This is a genomic window from Corynebacterium sp. 5QC2CO, assembly GCF_024580435.1.
In the GTDB taxonomy this organism is placed as follows: Bacteria; Actinomycetota; Actinomycetes; order Mycobacteriales; family Mycobacteriaceae; genus Corynebacterium; species Corynebacterium jeikeium_D.
Map to the genome: position 1 here is coordinate 109,533 of NZ_JANIKI010000006.1, position 19,189 is coordinate 128,721.

At 59.1% G+C, this 19,189-nt stretch carries 18 protein-coding genes; 14 read left to right on the forward strand and 4 right to left on the reverse strand.

Annotated elements, in window-relative coordinates:
• Nucleotides 1-71 precede the first annotated feature (71 nt).
• A complete protein-coding gene (gene hypE, locus NQ014_RS06800; RefSeq protein ID WP_257074437.1) occupies nt 72-1,214 on the forward strand; it encodes a hydrogenase expression/formation protein HypE in 1,143 nt (380 codons plus the stop codon).
• Here hypE and NQ014_RS06805 read toward each other — a convergent pair.
• Nucleotides 1,211-3,625, reverse strand: coding sequence for a carbamoyltransferase HypF (locus NQ014_RS06805; RefSeq protein WP_257074438.1), 2,415 nt, complete (start codon nt 3,623-3,625; stop codon nt 1,211-1,213). The genes hypE and NQ014_RS06805 overlap by 4 nt on opposite strands.
• Before the next feature lie 76 nt (nt 3,626-3,701).
• On the opposite strand from NQ014_RS06805, the gene NQ014_RS06810 reads away from it, so the two are divergent.
• From NQ014_RS06810 to NQ014_RS06835, 6 genes are all read left to right on the forward strand, one after another.
• A complete protein-coding gene (locus tag NQ014_RS06810) occupies nt 3,702-4,019 on the forward strand; it encodes a hydrogenase maturation nickel metallochaperone HypA (protein ID WP_081636710.1) in 318 nt (105 codons plus the stop codon).
• Nucleotides 4,020-4,035: 16 nt separating this feature from the next.
• Entirely contained in the window at nt 4,036-4,854 is an 819-nt protein-coding gene (gene hypB, locus NQ014_RS06815) for a hydrogenase nickel incorporation protein HypB (RefSeq protein WP_257074440.1), read from the forward strand.
• Between the two features lie 333 nt (nt 4,855-5,187).
• Complete coding sequence (locus tag NQ014_RS06820) at nt 5,188-6,426, forward strand: hydrogenase small subunit (protein WP_257074442.1); 1,239 nt, start codon at nt 5,188-5,190, stop codon at nt 6,424-6,426.
• 13 nt (nt 6,427-6,439) lie between these two features.
• Nucleotides 6,440-8,188, forward strand: coding sequence for a nickel-dependent hydrogenase large subunit (locus tag NQ014_RS06825; protein WP_070438472.1), 1,749 nt, complete (start codon nt 6,440-6,442; stop codon nt 8,186-8,188).
• Nucleotides 8,185-9,453 carry a Ni/Fe-hydrogenase, b-type cytochrome subunit gene (cybH, locus tag NQ014_RS06830; RefSeq protein WP_257074444.1) on the forward strand — a complete coding sequence of 423 codons (1,269 nt, stop codon included), beginning with the start codon at nt 8,185-8,187 and terminating at the stop codon, nt 9,451-9,453. Before NQ014_RS06825 ends, cybH begins: the two co-directional genes overlap by 4 nt.
• 61 nt (nt 9,454-9,514) lie before the next feature.
• Nucleotides 9,515-10,099: a hydrogenase maturation protease gene (locus NQ014_RS06835; RefSeq protein WP_306438525.1), complete on the forward strand. Its 585-nt coding sequence runs from the start codon at nt 9,515-9,517 to the stop codon at nt 10,097-10,099.
• Here the strand turns inward: NQ014_RS06835 and NQ014_RS06840 are convergent.
• Nucleotides 10,096-10,455, reverse strand: a complete 360-nt coding sequence (locus NQ014_RS06840; protein ID WP_172954599.1) for a hydrogenase maturation nickel metallochaperone HypA — start codon at nt 10,453-10,455, stop codon at nt 10,096-10,098. The genes NQ014_RS06835 and NQ014_RS06840 overlap by 4 nt on opposite strands.
• A gap of 40 nt (nt 10,456-10,495) precedes the next feature.
• Here NQ014_RS06840 and NQ014_RS06845 point away from each other — a divergent pair, with 40 nt between their 5' ends.
• Nucleotides 10,496-11,851 (forward strand): nickel-dependent hydrogenase large subunit, encoded by a 1,356-nt coding sequence (locus NQ014_RS06845; RefSeq protein ID WP_257074446.1) that lies wholly within the window; start codon nt 10,496-10,498, stop codon nt 11,849-11,851.
• Nucleotides 11,852-11,855: 4 nt separating this feature from the next.
• Nucleotides 11,856-12,116 (forward strand): HypC/HybG/HupF family hydrogenase formation chaperone, encoded by a 261-nt coding sequence (locus tag NQ014_RS06850; RefSeq protein WP_257074447.1) that lies wholly within the window; start codon nt 11,856-11,858, stop codon nt 12,114-12,116.
• Here NQ014_RS06850 and NQ014_RS06855 read toward each other — a convergent pair.
• On the reverse strand, nt 12,113-13,747 hold the full coding sequence (locus tag NQ014_RS06855) for an LCP family protein (RefSeq protein ID WP_373467711.1): 1,635 nt from the start codon (nt 13,745-13,747) through the stop codon (nt 12,113-12,115). The genes NQ014_RS06850 and NQ014_RS06855 overlap by 4 nt on opposite strands.
• A 168-nt stretch (nt 13,748-13,915) precedes the next feature.
• Between NQ014_RS06855 and rfbD the strand changes: the two genes are divergently transcribed.
• The 4 genes from rfbD (at nt 13,916) to NQ014_RS06875 (ending at nt 17,713) form a co-directional block, all read left to right on the forward strand.
• On the forward strand, nt 13,916-14,890 hold the full coding sequence (rfbD, locus tag NQ014_RS06860) for a dTDP-4-dehydrorhamnose reductase (RefSeq protein ID WP_257074448.1): 975 nt from the start codon (nt 13,916-13,918) through the stop codon (nt 14,888-14,890).
• Between the two features lie 11 nt (nt 14,891-14,901).
• Nucleotides 14,902-15,825, forward strand: a complete 924-nt coding sequence (locus tag NQ014_RS06865) for a glycosyltransferase family 2 protein (protein ID WP_257074449.1) — start codon at nt 14,902-14,904, stop codon at nt 15,823-15,825.
• A 41-nt stretch (nt 15,826-15,866) separates the two neighbouring features.
• Nucleotides 15,867-17,024: an NDP-sugar synthase gene (locus NQ014_RS06870; protein ID WP_257074450.1), complete on the forward strand. Its 1,158-nt coding sequence runs from the start codon at nt 15,867-15,869 to the stop codon at nt 17,022-17,024.
• A gap of 320 nt (nt 17,025-17,344) precedes the next feature.
• Entirely contained in the window at nt 17,345-17,713 is a 369-nt protein-coding gene (locus NQ014_RS06875) for a WhiB family transcriptional regulator (RefSeq protein WP_005510060.1), read from the forward strand.
• Nucleotides 17,714-18,070: 357 nt separating this feature from the next.
• Here NQ014_RS06875 and NQ014_RS06880 read toward each other — a convergent pair whose 3' ends face one another.
• Nucleotides 18,071-18,553, reverse strand: coding sequence for a metallopeptidase family protein (locus NQ014_RS06880; RefSeq protein WP_070439494.1), 483 nt, complete (start codon nt 18,551-18,553; stop codon nt 18,071-18,073).
• A gap of 173 nt (nt 18,554-18,726) precedes the next feature.
• On the opposite strand from NQ014_RS06880, the gene NQ014_RS06885 reads away from it, so the two are divergent.
• Nucleotides 18,727-19,134, forward strand: coding sequence for a DUF3499 domain-containing protein (locus NQ014_RS06885; RefSeq protein WP_257074451.1), 408 nt, complete (start codon nt 18,727-18,729; stop codon nt 19,132-19,134).
• Nucleotides 19,135-19,189: the final 55 nt, after the last annotated feature.

Here is a 19,189-nt window from a genome sequence, read left to right on the forward strand (position 1 = left end):
CCTCGTTTTCGAAGGACGAGTGACGCAAGCAGTTTTGTCCGCCAGCAGCTGTGAAGTTAGGGATAGTGAGCATGCAGCCGAAGAATCGTCTGAATACCAACGAAGCCAAGGTAAACACCAATATTGGTCGCGTTCGGGCACGTCCGTTCAGGCTTCTCGACGATTACGTCACCCTGCAACACGGCTCCGGTGGAAAGGCATCCGCAGCTCTGGTTGAACAGGTCTTTTTCGACGCCTACGGCAATGAAATTTTAGGGCAGGGTGGCGACTCCGGGCTCTTCGCTGCCGATGCCGTCGTCGAGGCTGCGGCAGCTTCTGCACATGGCGGGGCGCGGCTGGCAATGTCCACCGACTCCTATGTGGTCAATCCCATCGAGTTCCCGGGCGGCAACATCGGCGATTTGGCCGTCAACGGCACGATTAACGATCTGGCGGTAGCCGGAGCCAGGCCGCTGGCGCTGACCGCATCGTTCATCCTGGAAGAGGGGCTGGAGATTGCGACGTTGCGCCGCATCGTGGCGAGTATGCGCACCGCTGCCGATGCCGCAGGGGTGAGTATCGTCGCCGGCGATACCAAGGTTGTGCCGAAGGGTGCAGGTGACCAGGTCTACATCACCACGGCCGGGGTCGGCGTGGTCCGCGGCGACTACGCTGGTGCCGCTACGGAAGGATCTGTCTACGCAAACATCGAGGCCGGAGACCGCATCCTCGTCTCCGGTCCAATCGCTGATCACGGCATGGCCGTCATGCTCGCCCGCGGCGACTTGGCTCTGGCCGCGCCTATCGAGTCCGATACCCGCGCAGTCAACGGTCTAGTCGAAGCGCTACTTGATGCTGCGCCCGGCACTCGCTGGATGCGCGATGCCACCCGCGGCGGCCTCGGCACGGTCGCCAACGAGCTCGCCCGCGGCACCGGTCTTGGTGTCGTGCTTGACGACGAATCCATCGCAGTCCGTGAAATGACCCGTGGTGCCTGTGACATGCTCGGCATCGATCCGCTCTACGTCGCCAATGAAGGCACCTTCGTTGCCGTTGTCCCCGCCGAGCAATCCGAGGCAGCGCTCAGTGCGCTCCACGCAGCCGGGGCTGCCGAGGCTCATGATATCGGCTCCATCGAGGACGAGCCCGCCGCTTCCGTTGTACTGGTCACCGGATTCGGTGGCACCCGCATGGTGGACATGTTGGTCGGCGACCCGCTGCCGCGCATCTGCTAGACATCCATGCCGGTTGCCGCCAGCAGGCGACCGGCCACCGCCTGGCCAAGACTCAAGCCGCCATCGCCCGGCGGCACAATTTGATGCTGCAACAGAGTAATGCCTTCAGCTGCAACTTCGCGCTGCAGCAGCTCCATCAACAGCGCATTATTCGCACAGCCTCCGCTGACGCCGACAACATCGGTGCCGGCTTCCTCCGCCGCCTGCACCAATCGCTTGCCGACGACGCCCGCGATTCCACCGTGAAACATAAATGCGGCCTGCTCGGTGTCAGGCGATGCTACCGTCTCCCGGATGACCTCCTGGAGGTGCACCGGCTTGGTTTTTGAACTGACCGCTCCGAGCGCTTCCGCATGTGACCTCACGTAGCGAGTTGCCGCTGCCTCCAACTCCATGGCCGCTTGCGCTTCATAGCTGATGGCCGCGCTACCGCGCCAGCGAGGAAGCAGCAGAGCTGCGGCGGCATCGAAAATGCGGCCGAGAGATGAAGTTTGCACCGTGCCGACTCCCGTAGCCAATTGGCTTTTAACCAGGGATACTTCACGTTCGTTGGAGAGGTTGCGCAGGAGACGGTCGTCGTCAAGCTCCCACGCGTGAGTGAGACCGAGGGCGAGCCGCCACGGATGTGTGACGGCACGATCGCCGCCTACCAATGGGAAAGAGGGGCAGTGCCAAGTGCGCTCCCAGCCTGCGGAATCGCGACTGAGTGTGAGGATTTCACCGCCCCAGATGGACCCATCAGTGCCATAGCCAGTGCCGTCGAGGGTAGCGACGACTGCGCGACCGGCACCGGGGGAGAGGAGACGGTGCTCGGAAAGCAAGGAGAGCGCGTGCGCGAAGTGGTGTTGAACCGAGAGCAGCTCGATGTCGTGCTCGGCGGCGAAACGTTCGGCGAAGGCGGTAGTGGCGTAGCCCGGGTGAAGGTCGCAGACGACGAGGTCCGGGGTCGCGTCGCGCATGGAAAGGAGCTGGTCAACTGCCCTCTGATAGGCCTTCTGGCTGGCCCACGAACCCATGTCACCAATGTGTGCGGAGACGTGAACGAGGTCCCCATGCGCGATTGCGAAAGTGTTCTTCAGCTCCCCGCCAGCCGCGAAGACGGTGGGTTGGGACGTGCTACGGGGGCTGGTGCCAGGGCCAGTTCTGGGGCCAGTTCTGGGGCCAGTGCCAGTGTGGTTACGAGAACCGGTGGGCGTGATTGAAGCGGGGATGGGAGCGAAGCCGCGAGACCGGCGCGATGGGGCGGTGCCGATGAAGACCGAATCTTCAACGGGTACGTGGATTTCGCGGTCGTGGAGGATGAAAGCGTCGGCGATGTGACCGAGCTTCTTCAGCGCGTCGGCATTGTCGGTACACACGGGCTCGCCACTGAGGTTGCCGCTGGTGACCACGAGCGGGCGATCGCAAAGCAGCAGGTGAATGCCTGAGTACGGAAGCATTATGCCGAAACTGTCGAGGCCCGGGGCGATGAGATCCGAAAGCGGCCCCGACCGTTGCTTCGGTGCAATCACAATCGGTGCCTCAGGGGAGTCGAGGAAACGCTTCTCCTGTTCAGTTAACTCAACCAGTTGGGCAGCGGTGTCAACAGTGGGAGCCATTACCGCCAACGGTTTGTCGGGTCGACGCTTGCGCATCCGCAGTTTCTCGCAGGCAGCGCCATTGGTGGCATCGCAGACCAGGTGAAAACCACCAATACCTTTGACGGCGAGCAGGGCGCCGTCGTCAAGCAGTGCGTGTGCGCGACGAAAGAGCGCGAGAACCTCCTCGCGGGAGGGGGCGGTGGTGGTGCCGCCTGCATCGTGCCAGCTCAGACGCGGGCCACAGTCGAAGCAGCTGATTGGCTGAGCGTGATAGCGGCGGTCGGTGGGGTCTGTGTATTCGCGCTCGCACGGGGCGCACATCGGAAAAGCCGCCATAGTGGTGCGCGGGCGGTCGTAGGGCAGTTCGGTGATGATGGACAGACGCGGCCCGCAGTTGGTGCAGGAGATGAAAGGGTAGAGGTAGCGCGGGTTGGTAGGGTCGAAAAACTCACGGCGGCAGTCCGGGCACAGTGCAGTGTCGGGCGGAAGCAGCGCGCGGCCGGAGTAGCTGTGGCGAGAGGGCACGATGGTGAACTCGCGCTCATGGCCCAGTGTCGCGATGTGCTCGGCGGAGTGATTGATGATGCGGGCAAGCGCCGGCAGTTCGGTGAAAAGCTGGCTGTGGAAGGCAGCGAGGGCGTCCGGTGGGCCTTCTACCTCGATGAATACGCCCTGCTCATCGTTGCCACAGAAGCCGACGAGACCCGCGCGTCGGGCGATGGTGGCGACAAAAGGGCGGAATCCGACCCCCTGGACGATACCTTCGATACGCCAGCGAATGCGTTGAATGCTCGTACCCATCCCCGCCCCGGTCGCGCCTGCCTTTTCCATGCATTCAACTTTACGTAAGCGGCTCGGGTCCGTTCGCACTGCTAGTTTGGAGATTGTGCACGAAGTAGCGTTGAGCATGCAGTTAGCGAAGGTTGTCACGAGAGCAGCCGAAGGTCGAACTGTACGCACTGTGCACCTGCGGATAGGCGCTCTACGGCAGGTTGTGCCAGAAACCCTTTCATACGCGTGGGATTTCGTCAGTCGCGATACCGGTTTGGGGGACGCGAAATTGGATATTGACTGGGTACCTGCGGTTGTCGAATGCGCGCACGGGCATCGCGAACAGGTGGGGCCACTCGACGGCCTGCTGTGCCCCACGTGTGGAAAGCCAGGACGCGTAATCTCGGGGGAAGAGTTCACAATCGTCGACATCGACGTCGACACGCACAAGTAGGAAAGACGGTTTTATCATGGGACGTTTCCACCGGCATGACGGCGATGACGCACACCACCATCACCACCATCATCATGACCACGACTATGACCACCACCACGGCCATGACCACGTTCATCTCGCGGACCCCAATGACGCTAGCCACGGCGACCACTCGGGTTATGAAACCGGCGTGGAACGCGTGACCATCCTCGAGGACATCTTCAGCGAAAACGACCACCGCGCGGAGCATAATCGCGAGCTGCTTGCTGAACATGGCGTGGAAGCCATCAACCTGATGAGTTCCCCGGGCTCAGGCAAGACTGCGCTGTTGGAGAAGACACTGGCGGCTGCGCAGGGAAAGCTGCGCGTCGGCATTATCGAGGGCGATATTGAGACGGCTCTCGATGCCGACCGCTTGGAGGGTTACGGGGCACAGATTTCGCTGCTGAACACGGGCAACGGATTCGGTGGTGAATGCCACTTGGACGCCCCGATGGTCTCCCGCGCGCTCGAGGGGCTGGATTTGGCCACGCTCGACCTGGTCATGATTGAAAATGTGGGAAACCTCGTCTGTCCGGCTGAGTTTGAGGTCGGCGAGACTCGCAAGGCAATGGTCTACTCCATCACCGAGGGGGAGGATAAGCCGGTCAAGTACCCGGTGATGTTCCGCTCTGTGCAGGTAGTGGTTATCAACAAGATGGACCTTGCCCCGTACCTTGACTTCGACATGGAGCTCTTCCGCGCCAACCTGGAAAAGGTCAATCCAGGCGTGAAGGTGATTGAGGTCTCCGCTAAGACCGGGGAGGGCATCGACGAATGGCTCCGTTGGGTCAACCCTGCGCTGGTTGATTAAGCGCGCGCCGGGGGCCGTCGTGAAGCAATGGGGGCGTCACGGCATGCTTGACGACGGCCCCGTTACCCCCCTCGCTTCGCTCCACCTTAGTGGGGGGATGGGTGATATCCCGCTGTAATCTGCGGCGGTTTTTCACGTTCACTACCTGTACCTGGAGCTATATTTACGCAACATTTATCTTGCATATTATTTTGTTATAACCGCAGCGCATCACCATTATTCAGGTTGTTCTTAGGTCGCTATACTTGGCCATGTATAGGCAATGGGCCTTGGTAGTTGTAAAACCTCGAAACCAATATTCCTAATAACTAAGCAGAAGGCGCAGCGAAAAAAATGATTAGTGGCGCGAATTGGCAGGAAGGGACCCTCGGCGAAAACCTCGCTAGAGCTGGTGTCTCACGGCGCAGTTTCATGAAGTTTTGTGGCACTATGGCGGCAATTTTTGCCGCCGGAACTCCGAATGTCGGTGAGGCTGCGGCGCAGTCACTGACTCCCTCGGCGGAGGAAATCGCAGATAAGCTCTCGGCTGTAAAGAAGCCGAAGGTGGCTTGGCTGCAGTTGCAGGAATGTACCGGATGTATGGAATCCGTATTGCGTTCCGGAGGCACGACTGCTGAAGACGTGGTGCTGAACCTGGTTTCAATGGACTACAACGAGCTGCTCATGGCACCGTCCGGGCACGCGGCCGAAAAAGCTTTGGATGACATGAATGCGGAGGACCACATTCTGGTGGTCAATGGCTCGATTCCGACCGGCGAGAACGGTGCGTACTGCACCATTGGTGGCAAGTCGGCCGAGCAGGTGCTGCTCGAGGCTGCTGAGAAGGCCACGGCAATCCTGGCCGTTGGTGCCTGCGCAGTCTGGGGGTCTGTCCAGGCTGCTAAGCCGAATCCGACCGGCGCTAAGGGCGTCGATGAGATTATCAAGGATAAGCCGGTGATTAACGTCTCTGGTTGTCCGCCGATTGGTGAGGTGATTACGGCCACCCTGACGTACGTACTCACTTATGGCAAGACTCCGGAGGTCGACGCTGAGGGAAGGCCAAAGTTTGCCTACGACCAGCGTATTCACGACTCCTGTCCGCGTCGCGCGCATTACGATGCCGGTCAGTTCGTGAAAACCTTCGACGACGAGGGCGCACGAAACGGCTGGTGCCTTTACGAGGTCGGCTGTAAGGGGCCATCCACGTTTAGCCCATGCCCAATCGTGCAGTGGAACCTTAAGTCCGGTTGGCCAATTGGTGCTGGTCACCCATGTATTGGCTGTACTGAGAAGGACTTCTTCGACCAGTTCACTCCGTTCTACGACAAGCTGCCGGGAATCCCGGGTATTGGAGTGGAGTCCAGCGTGAACACGGTCGGCGTTGGACTGCTGGCTGCCACTGCCGCGGGTGCCGCGGTCCATGGCGGACTCACACTGGTGAAGGAACTGAAGATAAGGCGCTCCAACGGCGAAGAAAAGGTGTTGGCTGCGTTTGGTGGTGTGGAAGGCCGGAAGCCACCGATGGTCGACCTTCCTTCAAACGCACCAGGCACGCAGAGCGAGACAACATCCGATTCGAAGGACAACTAAGGGGGCATAGGACATGGCTACGGAAAAAGTTGTAATCGACCCGATTACCCGAATCGAGGGACACCTTCGCATTGAGCTGGAACGCGAGGGAGACCAGATCAAAACCGCGTGGAGTGAGACTACTCAGTTCCGCGGTATCGAAACCATTGTGAAAAACCGCGATCCTCGCGATGTCTGGGCATTCGTTGGTCGTATCTGTGGTGTGTGCACGGGTACTCACTCGGTGGCGTCCATTGCCGCTGTCGAAGATGCCATTGGCTCGACACCGCCCCCGCAGGCACGTCGTATTCGCGACCTGGTGATTGGCTCGCAGGAGATTCACGACCACGTCGTGCACTTCTACCATCTTCACGGTCTGGACTGGATTGATGTCACGAAGGCTCTCGAGGCCGATCCGAAGAAGACCGTTGAGTTCGCGCAGTCGATCGGTTCGACGTGGAAGGGCAATAACGAAGAAACCTTCGCCCGGGTCAAGGAGACCGTGCAGGGCATTGTGGATTCCGGCCAGCTGTCCATCTTCACCGGCGGCTACTGGGGACATGAGGACTACCGCTTGCCGCCCGAGGCCAACCTGATGGCAGTGTCGCACTACCTCGACGCCTTGGCTTTCCAGCGCTCTATCATCCGCATTAACACCGTCTTCGGCGGTAAGAACCCACACCCGAACTTCCTGGTCGGAGGCATGGCGTGCTCCATCGACCCGGAACGCTCGGAGACTGTCAACCAAGTCGGCATTGATCAGATCAAGTCCTGGATCGACGAGATCGTGGAGTTCGTCAATGACTGCTTCTACCCAGATGCAGTCGCCATCATGAGCGTTTACAAGGACTACTTCGACATCGGTCGCTCCTCCGACAGCTTCCTGGCGGTAGGCATGGCCGGCGCCACTTACTCCGGCGACCCGGCTAAGTCCCGTGTCCAGACCGTGCATCCAAACATCAAGCCCGGTGTCATTCTCGACGGTGACTACACCAAGCTCCACCCATTCCAGCCGGAAAAGATCGAGGAATTCATCAACTCCGCCTGGTACACGCAGGAAGCCGGCGATGATGTCGGCCTGAAGCCGTACGACGGCGAAACAACTGTGAACTACACCGGCCCGAAGCCGCCGTACGAGTGGTTGTCGGACAATGAAAAGTACACCTGGTCGAAGGCGCCGCGTTACGATGGTCGCGCTGTTCAAGTTGGCCCGGTTGCTCGTGTGCTGTTGGCATACCTGCAGAAGGAGCCGGAGACAATGCGCCTGGTCGACGAGGTCATGGATAAGCTCGACCTGCGTATTGAGCAGATGAACTCCACTGCGGGACGCACCTACGCACGTGCTGTGGAGTCTGTGACCACCGCCAATTACTTGGCAGATCACATTTTCCCGGAGTTCGTTGAGGCCCTGAAGAACGGCGACATCGATGTCTTCGACAATAGCCGTTGGGAGCCGACCACGTGGCCGGAAAAGTGCCAGGGCGTGGGTTTCCTCGAGGTCGCTCGTGGCATGCTCAGCCACTGGGTCAAAATTGAAAATGGCAAGGTGACCAACTACCAAGCCGTGGTTCCGACCACCTGGCTGGCCGGTGGCCGTGACCCGAAGGGGCAGCTTGGCCCATACGAGCACGCGCTGGCTGGCGATGGCACGCATCCGCTGGTTGATCCCGAGCAGCCGCTTGAACCACTTCGCACGATTCATTCCTTCGATCCATGTATGGCCTGCGCAGTCCACATTTTGGATCCGGCTGGTCAGGAAATGTTTAAGGTGACGACGGCATGACACCCTCAGTGAGTGAAAATCCGGAACTGCGACTAAAAGATTCCAAGGGCAACCCCCTGGTTATTGCGGTTATTGACGCACACACCAGCCACTGGTTGTCGCCATCCGAGGTCATTCAGGCCGCAGCAATTGTCCCGGACGACTCCCGCGATCCTGTCGATCTTGCGCTGAAGGTCAGCTTGCGTCGTCGTCGTGACGATCTTTTCCATCTCGACGGCACGCCACTGATGAAACTGACCCCGGATTCCTACGACCCGGCAACACCTGACCGCCGTTACTCCATCGCCAAGGTGCACGGCCTCAACATTGCGGATCAAACGGTCGATGTCGCCATCATGCGCGGTGAATTGAATGCGGTCGTTGAGGCATCCACGATGTCCCGTGAGGAAGGCGTTCTACTTCGTCGTAACGCGAACATGCACCATGGTCGCGGGCACCGCAGTATGGGCGTCGCGCTTGCGCCCATTGACAAAGACGGAAATATCATCGGAGAGTTCATCTTCGAAGGATTCGTGGCAATGGGGCTGCGGAAACTCGACGAGGCCATTGCGGAGAACAAGAAGGGCTCCGGTTCGTGGGTCGAGGTTCACCTGTGGGGATGGGCGCTGCGCGTTCAACATTGGTTGAACCTGGCGCTGATGTTGGTGATGACCTTTACTGGCTGGTACATCATGCAGCCCTATTTGACTGAGCGCACCTATGACGGCTCGGCCGCGGGATTCGCGATGGGATATGTCCGTTTCGCGCACTTCTTAGCCGGATTCCTATGGATCGCGGTGGGGCTATGGCGTGTCATTCTGCTGTTTGTTACCCACGACCGACAAACACGATGGCGTGCGCTATGGCCGATTTATAACAAGCAGGATGTTAAAGACCTCTGGCACACGATGCAATACTACCTCTTCCTGCGCAAGGAAGGGCCGTTCTACTTCGCTCACAATCCGCTGCAGCAGCTGGCGTACACCGGCATTTATGCGATGTGTTTCATTCAGATGCTCACAGGCTTGTCGCTATACGCGATGATGGATCAGTCCAACTGGTTCTTCCAGCTGCTGGCTATGCCGACGCACTGGATTGGCATCGGCTACTTCCGCCTGATTCACACAATCATCATGTACCTGATTTGGCTCTTCGCCATCATTCACGTCTACCTGGTCATCCGCTCCGATGCGGTGCACAACCACGGTGGTCTGTCCTCGATGATTGGTGGCTCTGTCTGGCTACCGCGCGGCACGCAACCGGTTGACTCTCCACGCATTGGATAGGAGATCATTGGGTAACGATAAGGTGTCCGACGCAGTCACCGGTGCTGATGCTGGCACCCCGTTGGTGACGGTTCTTGGCATCGGCAACCCCGTCATGGGCGACGACGGCATTGGTCTCGAGCTGCTGAGGCGTCTTGCCCCAGAACTGGAATCTGCAGGCATGGGGCAGACAACGCAGGCTGGGGATTCTGCGCATCTGGTCTGGTCGCCCTCCAACCTCGATGATCCTGCGAACCTCGCCGGGCGAGGGGACGAATGGACGGGTGCGGTTGCCTACATCGATGGTGGCACCTGCGGTATGGAGTTGCTGCCCATCGTGCAGGAGGCCAAGAACCTATTGTTGCTCGACGCTCTCGCTGGTCCGGGGGATCCCGGTACCGTCGTCAAGCTCGTTGGTGACCAGATCCCGCGACTATTGGCGGCAAAGCTGTCCGCGCATCAGGTCGGCTTGCTGGATTTGCTCACCGCGGCGCGACTGCTGGGGCAGGAGCCTGAGCGCGTCGGTGTGGTGGGAGTGGTCTACGAGTCTGCCGACATGGTGGTGGGGCTGAGCAACACGGCACTTGGCGGCATTGAGGAGGCGACTGAGGTTGCGCGCGAGCTCATCGACAGCTGGCTTGCCGACGAGCGCGACAGCGACGCCTAACCCTCGCCCTCAGCGCTGACCTCAATACTGGAGATTTCAAACTCGCGGCCGTGCCGTAAATCCGCAGTTGGTGTTCCACAGACAGGGCAGGTTAGAGCATAGAATTCATCAATTTCATGCTCGGCCTCGCAGGTGGGGCAGTAGACCGTCGAGACAATGAGCTCAGCGTCTAACTCGGCGCCCTCACATTGCGTCGCGGCACTGGCCACGGGCCATGCGGCGATGAGGGAATCGTAGACGACCCCGGAGCGGTCGCCCACACGCATCGACACCTTTGTCACGGTGCGCCCCGGGCAGACCTCGGCAATCTTTTCCACCACGCTGGTCAACAATCCAAGCTCATGCACAGATACCATTATGGCGAAGCACTCAGCGCGAAGGAGGCGCAGGAGGACCATGTCATCCAAATCCGTTCCGGTTACCCAGCACATCCAGCTCGATGAGCTTGTTGACCCATTCGAGGCACGACTGGATGTCTATCGCGATGACAACGGCGCCATCACACAGGCGTCCTTCGACCTTTCAGGGCTGCCGCGTATCGACGGGATGCTCGTGGGCAAGCAGGCATTAGATGTGCCAGATATCACCAAGCGGCTGTGTGGCCTGTGCCCGGTTGTGCATCATCTTGCAGGTGTACGGGCAGTGGAGGACCTCTATGGGCTCTCCGAAATCCCTCGGACTGCCCAGCTGATTCGAGAGCTGCTGGCGGCCGGGTCGACCTTGGATAATCTAGCGACCAAGTTTGTGGCCGTCGACCGCGAGGGTGCGCGGGAGATGAAACGCGCCGGGAAGGCGCTTATGCGCGCAGCGGGGGCGCCGTCGCACTTCCCGGATGTCGCTGTGCCCGGAGGCGTGCGCGCGTCGGTGGATAAGACGCTTGTTGCTGAGGCAGAAAGTGCTCTGGAGGTGCTGGCTGAGACGGCGGTAATCAAGGAAGTGGAGCTTCTTGCCGCCCCCGATGCTCATGATGCTTGGACGGATACTTTTGACGGCCTCGATGTTGCAGTTGTCGATGCTGACGGTGAGCTGGCTCCGCTGGGAAATTACTTGGCAGTCGCGCGGCACGACACCGATACCGCGGCGCAGATATTCCCGGCTGCTGATTGGCCTACACGTGTTCGGGAGTCCCGCCCGGGCGATGCCGCTCCCAGACCGGTGTTTGATGCCTCGAAGGAGCCGGACACGGATGGCTGTGAAGGTCAGCAGGCAGATTTCTACCGGGTGGGGCCGGTCTCCAGGCAGGTTGTCGTCGATAAGCGTGGAATCAGCCCACGCGACGCCCAACGCCAGCTTCTCGCCGACACCGTGGACTGGGCGAAGCGGGTGCTTGCCGACGGGGAACTGCTCGGCGACCATGTGTGCGATCCGAATGCCGCGACGGCGATTGAGAACGCTGACTTTGAAGGGCATCGCAGTGGTGTCGGGATGATCGACGGGCCGCGCGGGCTGTTAGTGCATCGTTATACGGCAGGAGCTGACGGCATCATCACGGATTGTCAGATCATGACGCCAACTGCGCAGAATGAGCCCTGGCTGACTCGTATGCTCACCGAGCAGCTGTGCGGTGGCGGGGAGACTGAGGGGGTCGAGAAGTCCATCTGGGCCGCTGATCCGTGCCTACCGTGTAGTTCGGCACCTGCGGGAGTGATGACATTCACGATGCAGGAACATGCCGGTGCACCTGCGGACAATATGACAACGGATAGCCGTGGTTCAGCGGAAGCCCCGACTGTAGAGGAGAGGACGAAGTAACACGATGTGTCTTGGAATTCCTGCCCGGGTTTTGGCAATCGCCGATGGTCCACTGCCGATGGCGACAGTGGATATGGCGGGGCAGAAGCGGCAATGCTCGGCAATGTACGTGCCTGAGCTGGTGGTAGGTGATTGGGTGTTCGTCCAGAACGGGTTCATCATGAACGTGCTGGACGAACAGGAGGCCCAGGAGTCCTTAGCCGCAATTGAGGAATATAACCTCATCGAACATGTCGCTGAGGTCTCCCCGAAGCGACGGACCTAGTTCACGCAGATCACACCGGCGGCGTCGATAGCGGGGCGATCTTCCTGCGGAATGGACCCGCCTTCCTGGCCGATGACATCGCCATTGGAGCCATCTTCTACTTCAGGCGCGGGTTCGGCACCGTCGCCCGATTCAGTGGCCATTCCCTCTGATGTCAATCCCGGGCCTTCGTAGTCACCGGCAATTGTCACGGAGATGTGGTGCGGATCGAGGTATGGATCGTGGACAATCGGTACGCCACCGAGTGCCTCAGAGATGGCCTGCGCTGCCGGATCCTCTGGGTCAGCCGCATTAATCTGGCTGGAGGCAACGCCGGCGAACTCAGCGTTGCCGACCTCGCCCTGGGTGTAGCCCTTTTCCGTTAAGAAACCTGAGACGCCGCTGGCCAAACCTTCGATGCCTGTGGCGTTGTAAACGCTGACTGTAGTTTCAGCCGCGTTGGGGTCAGCCTTCTTTTCGTCTTCTTCCTTCGTCGGAGCTTCTTCTTCCTTGGGGCCCAGCAGGGTGTCGAAGTACTTGTGAACCTGGCCCTTATCGATTGTGACCACTGACTCGCCATAGTCACCGACACCGTCAATCGAGGTCACCGGGATAGTTTCAAACTTCACGTTGCCACCACTGAGGCCCTGCATCTGGGTGGCAAATCCGGTGACATCCCAGTTGTCGTCGAGCACCACTGAGCGCTGGACGGCGTTGCCCAGTTCAGACAGCTTCGCGGGATTAGACAGTGTGCCAGCGCCGAGCAGCTTATTGGTGAACGAGGCCATGAAGACCTGCTGGCGAGTAATTCGGTCGAGGTCACCGCGGGGCAGACCGTGACGCTGGCGGACGAATGAGAGCGCGTCGGCACCCTTCAAGGTCTGTGAGCCCGCCGGGAAATCCGCACCCGAGAATTCGTCGTAGACAGCCTCATTCAGACATACATCGACACCGCCGATGGCGTCAGTGAGCAGGACGAAGCCGAGCAGGCCAACTTCTGCGTAGTGGTCAACGGTGATACCGCTGAGGTCGCTAATGGTTTCAATCAGAGCTCTACGTCCGGCCTCGGTCGAGCGACGCTCAATGTCTTCCGGCGAGGCCCCGCTTCCTGCGAGTTCCTCTTCCACCATCTGCTTTGTGTTGCCGTAGACACCATTAATCTTTGTGTTGCCTAGGCGATTGGTGTGGACATAGGTATCGCGCGGAATGGAAATTGCCGTCGCTGAAGAACCATCGGCAGGAACACGAATCACAATAATCGTGTCTGTATTCGTGGCTTCTTCGTCACCGGCACGCAGAAGCTCAACTTCTTCCGGAGTCAGCGGGTTGCCCTGGGCATCGGCGCGAGAGTCGGAGCCGACGAGCAGAATATCGGTTGCACCGTCCTTCTCACTGCCCAGACCGAAGTCGCCACCCGAACCCAAGTTGTCGGTGGTCCTACCAAGTGTCCACCAGCCAACTGCGGAAATAACCAGGATAATGGCTGAGAGCAGCACAAGCGCATTGCGTAGCATCGGCGGCCAAGCTTGGGCTGTACTCTCTGCAGAGGACGGTGGCGCTTGAATATCGCGTGCGTGACGCGCGCGTGGCGTGTGGCTGCTCAAACCGGGGCTCCTCTTAAACCGTTTTCGAAAATATAATTTGTGCTGCATGTCTGCGTGGGCATTCCACACATCGTGGAGGGCAGTAAGCAGCTGCGGAAACTACATAAACCTTAACCGTCCAACCGTGTGCGGTGGCACCTCAACACAGTGTCAATCCGTATCCGGTTGCACCTCAACACAGTGTCAATCGTATCTACGATAGTGATAAAGAAGAATATGTCTGAAATTTCAGTCTCGCATTTCGCCACTCATGGACCAACCCACAGCAACTCGCGGCGTCCCATTGTCGCCATAACTGGTGCGGGGGGACAGCTGGGTACTGCGCTTCAGTGTGATTCTTTCGCCGCCGATGTTGAGGTGCGCGCTCTCACTCGGGCACAGTTGGATATCACTGATTCGGCTGCTGTGGAGGCAACGCCTCTGCTTGACGACGTCGACATCATCATTAACGCAGCAGCGGCGACCGATGTCGATGGCGCAGAATCCGATCCCGGTTCGGCGCACCTTATCAATGCACTTGGACCGAAGTACTTGGCAGCTCGGGCGAAAAAGGAAGACGCGTATCTCATTCACATCTCCACCGACTATGTCTTCGGTGATGTAGCAATCGATGAGATGACGGGGCAGCGTCGAGCGCTGCGAGTTGATGATTTCACCGCGCCTCGGACTATGTACGGACGTACCAAGTTAGTGGGGGAGAATAATGTGCGTGATTCGGGTGCGCGTTTCGCTATTTTGCGCACGGCGTGGGTCTGGTCGGGGCCCACACAGCCGGAGGCCAAGGACTTCGTTTCCACGATGATTCGTCTGGCAGAGACGGCGACTGACGACCAGGGCAACCCGGCAATTATTAAGGTCGTTGACGATCAGCACGGTAACCCCACCTTTGTTGGTGATCTCGCCGGGGCTATCTGGGAGTTGTCCGAACGTGTGTTGTCTGAACCGAGCAGCGCACCGACCGGCACCTTCCATGTCACGGGCAGCGGTGAGGCGACATGGTTCGAGGTGGCTCGCGAAGTGTTTCGGCTCACCGGTCACGATCCGCAGCGTGTGGTGGCTTGTACCAGCAGTGAGTTCCCACGTCCGGCCCCACGTCCGGCCTGGTCCGTGTTGGATGGTTCGGCATGGAGTGAGGTAGGTCTACATGCACTTCCGGAGTGGCAGGACACTTTGCGGGCAGTCCTGACCTAGGGTCTAGGTTTGTGATTGAAACCTCGAATTCCCCGCAACCCTCGCAGCTTCCGCTCGGTGTGGTCACCGTGACCTTTTCGCCCGGTGAGCACCTGAGCAAGCTGGTGGATTCGCTGGGCCCCGCCGCCAGTGCCTCCACGCGTCTGATTATGGCCGACAACGGCTCGACGGATGGTTCCGTGGAGAAGGAAGAAGCTCGGGCCAAGGAGACCGGAGCGGCTGTTCAGCTTCTGCGCACCGGCGGCAACATTGGCTATGGCGCGGCCGCCAACCGTGGCATTGCGGAGCTGGGGCGGGCTCGCCGTGCTGGTGAAATCAATCCTGATTACGTCATGCTGGTCAACCCTGACGTGGTGTTTGCCCCTGGCGCAATCGATGTTCTGTTGGAATGCGCGCAGCGCAATCCCAAAGCTGGAGCGATTGGTCCGCTGATTCGCGAGGCGGATGGCAGCGTGTACCCGTCGGCACGCGCGGTTCCTAAACTTGTCAGCGGTATCGGACACGCGCTGCTTGCCGATATCTGGCCTACTAACCCTTTCTCACGTCACTACCGGGATGACACGGATATGGATCGTGAGCGATCGGCGGGATGGTTGTCGGGCGCATGCCTGCTGCTGCGGTGGGATGCGTTCGACCAGATTGATGGCTTTGATACCCGCTACTTCATGTACATGGAGGACGTGGATTTGGGTGACAGACTGGGCAAGGCCGGTTGGAGCAATGTTTTCTGTCCCTGTGCAGAGATACGTCACGCGCAGGGACATTCTGCCAGTAAGCACCCGGAAATTACCGTAAAGGCCCATCACGAGTCGGCATACCGTTTTATGTCAGATCGCCTGCCGGGGCCGGCGCTGGCACCTGTGCGACTGGCATTGCGTTTGGGGCTGTTCCTGCGTGGCAAAGTCATAATCGCGGTCAAAAAGCGTAGGAATTAATTAACTGTTGGAATGATCCATCGAAGAAAGTTACCGATTTCATGACTACCGAAGTTCGTCCGAGTGCTGGGCATGGCTCCGCCTTCCAGCCGGGAGCGGATGCTGCACAGCAGGCGGGAGCCACGTTGGCTGAACAGACTGACGCTGTCATTCTGGTCGGCGGGCAAGGTACGCGTTTGCGTCCCCTTACCGTGAATACGCCGAAGCCGATGCTGCCCACGGCAGGGCATCCATTCCTGGAGCATCTGCTTGGCCGCATTCGTGCAGCAGGTATGAAGCACGTGGTATTGGGCACCTCCTACCGAGCTGAAGTATTTGAAGAACACTTCGGCGACGGTTCGGATTTGGGTCTCGAAATTGAATACGTCTTTGAGGCTGAGCCGCTGGGAACCGGTGGCGGTATCCGAAACGTCCTAGACAAGCTGCGCTATGACACCGCGATGATTTTCAACGGAGATGTCCTCGGCGGTACCGACCTGCGCGCGGTGTTGGGTACCCACGCGGAGAAGGATGCGGACGTCACGATGCACCTCGTCCGTGTGCCTGATCCACGCGCGTTCGGCTGTGTTCCGACCGATGAGGATGGGCGCGTCCTGGAGTTCCTGGAGAAGACCCAGGATCCGCCAACCGATCAGATTAACGCCGGTATCTACGTGTTCCGCCGCGAGATTATCGAATCGATTCCGGCTGGTCGCCCCATTAGCGTCGAGCGTGAAATCTTCCCAGCGCTGCTTGACCGCGGTATGAACGTCTACGGTTACGTTGATTACGCCTACTGGCGTGACATGGGGACTCCGGGTGACTTCGTCCGCGGCTCCTCCGATTTGGTCCGCGGTATCGCGCCGTCACCACTTCTAGAGGGTAAGCACGGCGAAGCGCTTGTCGACGAATCTGCGTCGGTCGGTGGCGGCGCTCTTCTCTACGGTGGCTCTGTTGTCGGCCGTGGGGCGGAGATTGGTGCGGGCGCTCGGATTGATCAATCGGTGATCTTCGACGGCGCACGCATCGGTGCCGGTGCTGTGATTGAGCGCTCTGTGATTGCCGATGGTGCCGATATTGGCCCGCGAACGGTCATCAGTGATGCCATTATTGGCGAGGGTGCCGTCGTTGGTGCGCGCTGTGAATTGATCAACGGTATCCGTGTGTGGCCGGGCGTCCAGATCCCCGATCATGGAGTACGTTTTTCGACGGATGTCTAGTCTGCAGCCTTCGGCGTGTCAGACTTTTGTCGGCAATATCTGATTAGAGTTGCCGAAGTGCCGCCAAAGTTGCTGGTGAGAGGCATGTGGCGAATGTGATTGAGTTCAGGTGGCAGGTTTAAGGTTTGGGCACCATCCTTCAACCTGAACTTAATCCCCAACGCGGGGGGAGGGGCTTCAGGGGCAATGAAAAGTATTGGGGCAAATTCTCTATTCGGCTTGACCGATGGTGGGTTACACGTGTGTAATCACAAATGTGTGTTTCGCACACTAAGCCCAATTTAAAGACCCGCAGCAACAACCATCAGGAGGCCCTCGGCATGGAAAAGTCCAGCATGTTTGATGGCGGCTCTGCTGTGGATAGTGAGACGAATGCGGGTGACATCGCTGTGAATGATAGCTCCTCTGAAAACCAGCCTCGGCCGTTGACAGAGTGGGCAGATGACCTTTCGGGGTTGTTTGAAGCCGTCGATCAGGACTGGCAGGAGCAGGCTCTGTGTGCCCAGACCGATCCAGAAGCTTTCTTCCCTGAGAAGGGTGGATCCACTCGCGAAGCAAAGCGTATTTGTCGTGCTTGTGGTGTGCGAGATGAATGCCTGGAGTTTGCTCTCGAGCATGATGAGCGCTTCGGTATTTGGGGTGGCCTCTCTGAGCGTGAGCGTCGCCGTTTGAAGCGGCAGATTGGGTAGGACCGCGCGGTTAGTTTTTCGTGTGCACGCAATGCCACAGTCTCCCTTGGGGTAAACCCCTGGGGGATTTTTCGTTGCTCTCTAGGGTTAATAGACAAAAGTGTGTCCGCTCAGCATGTCGCCGGGTGGGCTCTTTTGTCGCTTAGTCCTTAATGCGAGTTACTGACTGCGTTTATGTCAAAAATCGCCCGAAAAATGGCCTGAAAGTGTCATAAACTTGCACAGTTTCACATTTGCAGCCCGTATTCACGCGTGCAGCCCGTAATTTATAAGGCCTGACCAGTTACTATCCTGAGAATCACGCACACTTTTTGTCTATTAACCCGCTCTCTGGGGATCTCCTTAGAAGAAAGCTTTCTACAGGAAGTTCTCGTCGAAACTGGGGTCCACCTCAACCGGATCAATGCCCAGATATACCGCCACCAGGCGGATCAGCACATATTGCAGCATCTGGTCCAGTTCCACTCGGCCCGAGACACGGCGCTCAATGGGGCGGCGGAACACTACTACGCAGGGGCGGGTGGGGTTGCCTACGCGGTCAATGCCAGCGGGGATAAGCCGTCCCAGCGGTACAGGTCCGTCAGCGACAATCTCTTCCGGGAAGTACATGTCCGGGCGCAACTGCATGCGAGGAATCGTATCGATGGCGATGTCCAGGTGTGACAGTTGTCGGGACCAGCGCTGATCCAATGGGGCATAGGCGTCAATAACCGCCTGGTCAAAAGCTTCTGAACGGCTCTTCCAACGAGGTACTTCCGGCGGCAGCAGAGGGCCCCGAGGTCCGCGGCCGCGTCGCAGTGAGCGTCGCAATGAGCGCGGAGTATAAGCCGATGAATTCATATTTGTTGAGCATAATCGGTCGGCCTGTCAACGTGGGTGAGGCCAGCTTCCGGCCATGTCGCAGGTTTACTGGGTAAGGCTGGGGTGTCCCGGGGGCGCGTCGGAAAGCGAAAAACGCCCGGGGTGGGAGAAAAACTATCGAAACTTAAAGTTAGGGTCTAGACTTTGATGCCGTGAGTGTTTTTAGACGTTGTTGCCGGCCCGGCTGTGGCAAACCTGCCGTAGCTACGTTGACGTATGCCTACGCGGAGTCGACGGCTGTGGTGGGTCCGCTCGCCGCCGCGTCCGAACCGCATAGCTGGGATCTCTGTGAGAAGCACGCGCGTTCCATCACCGCACCGCTGGGGTGGGAGCTCGTGCGTTACGACGTGCCGACGCCCGCCCAGGACGATGATGATTTGACCGCACTGGCCGAAGCCGTCCGTGAAGCTGGCCGCAACGCGACTGGCCTGGTGTTGCGGGATGAGGCCGACAACCGTCCTCAGACCTACAAGATTGATTCCAGCCGTCACCCGTCGACGCGGAAATCCGCGCGCGGTCACCTGCATGTAGTTCGCGATCCGGAGGATTCGGACGACTAACGGGTCGGGCGCCGTGCCCCAGCTCATGCCATCTTGCCGCGGCATTTCTTTGTGA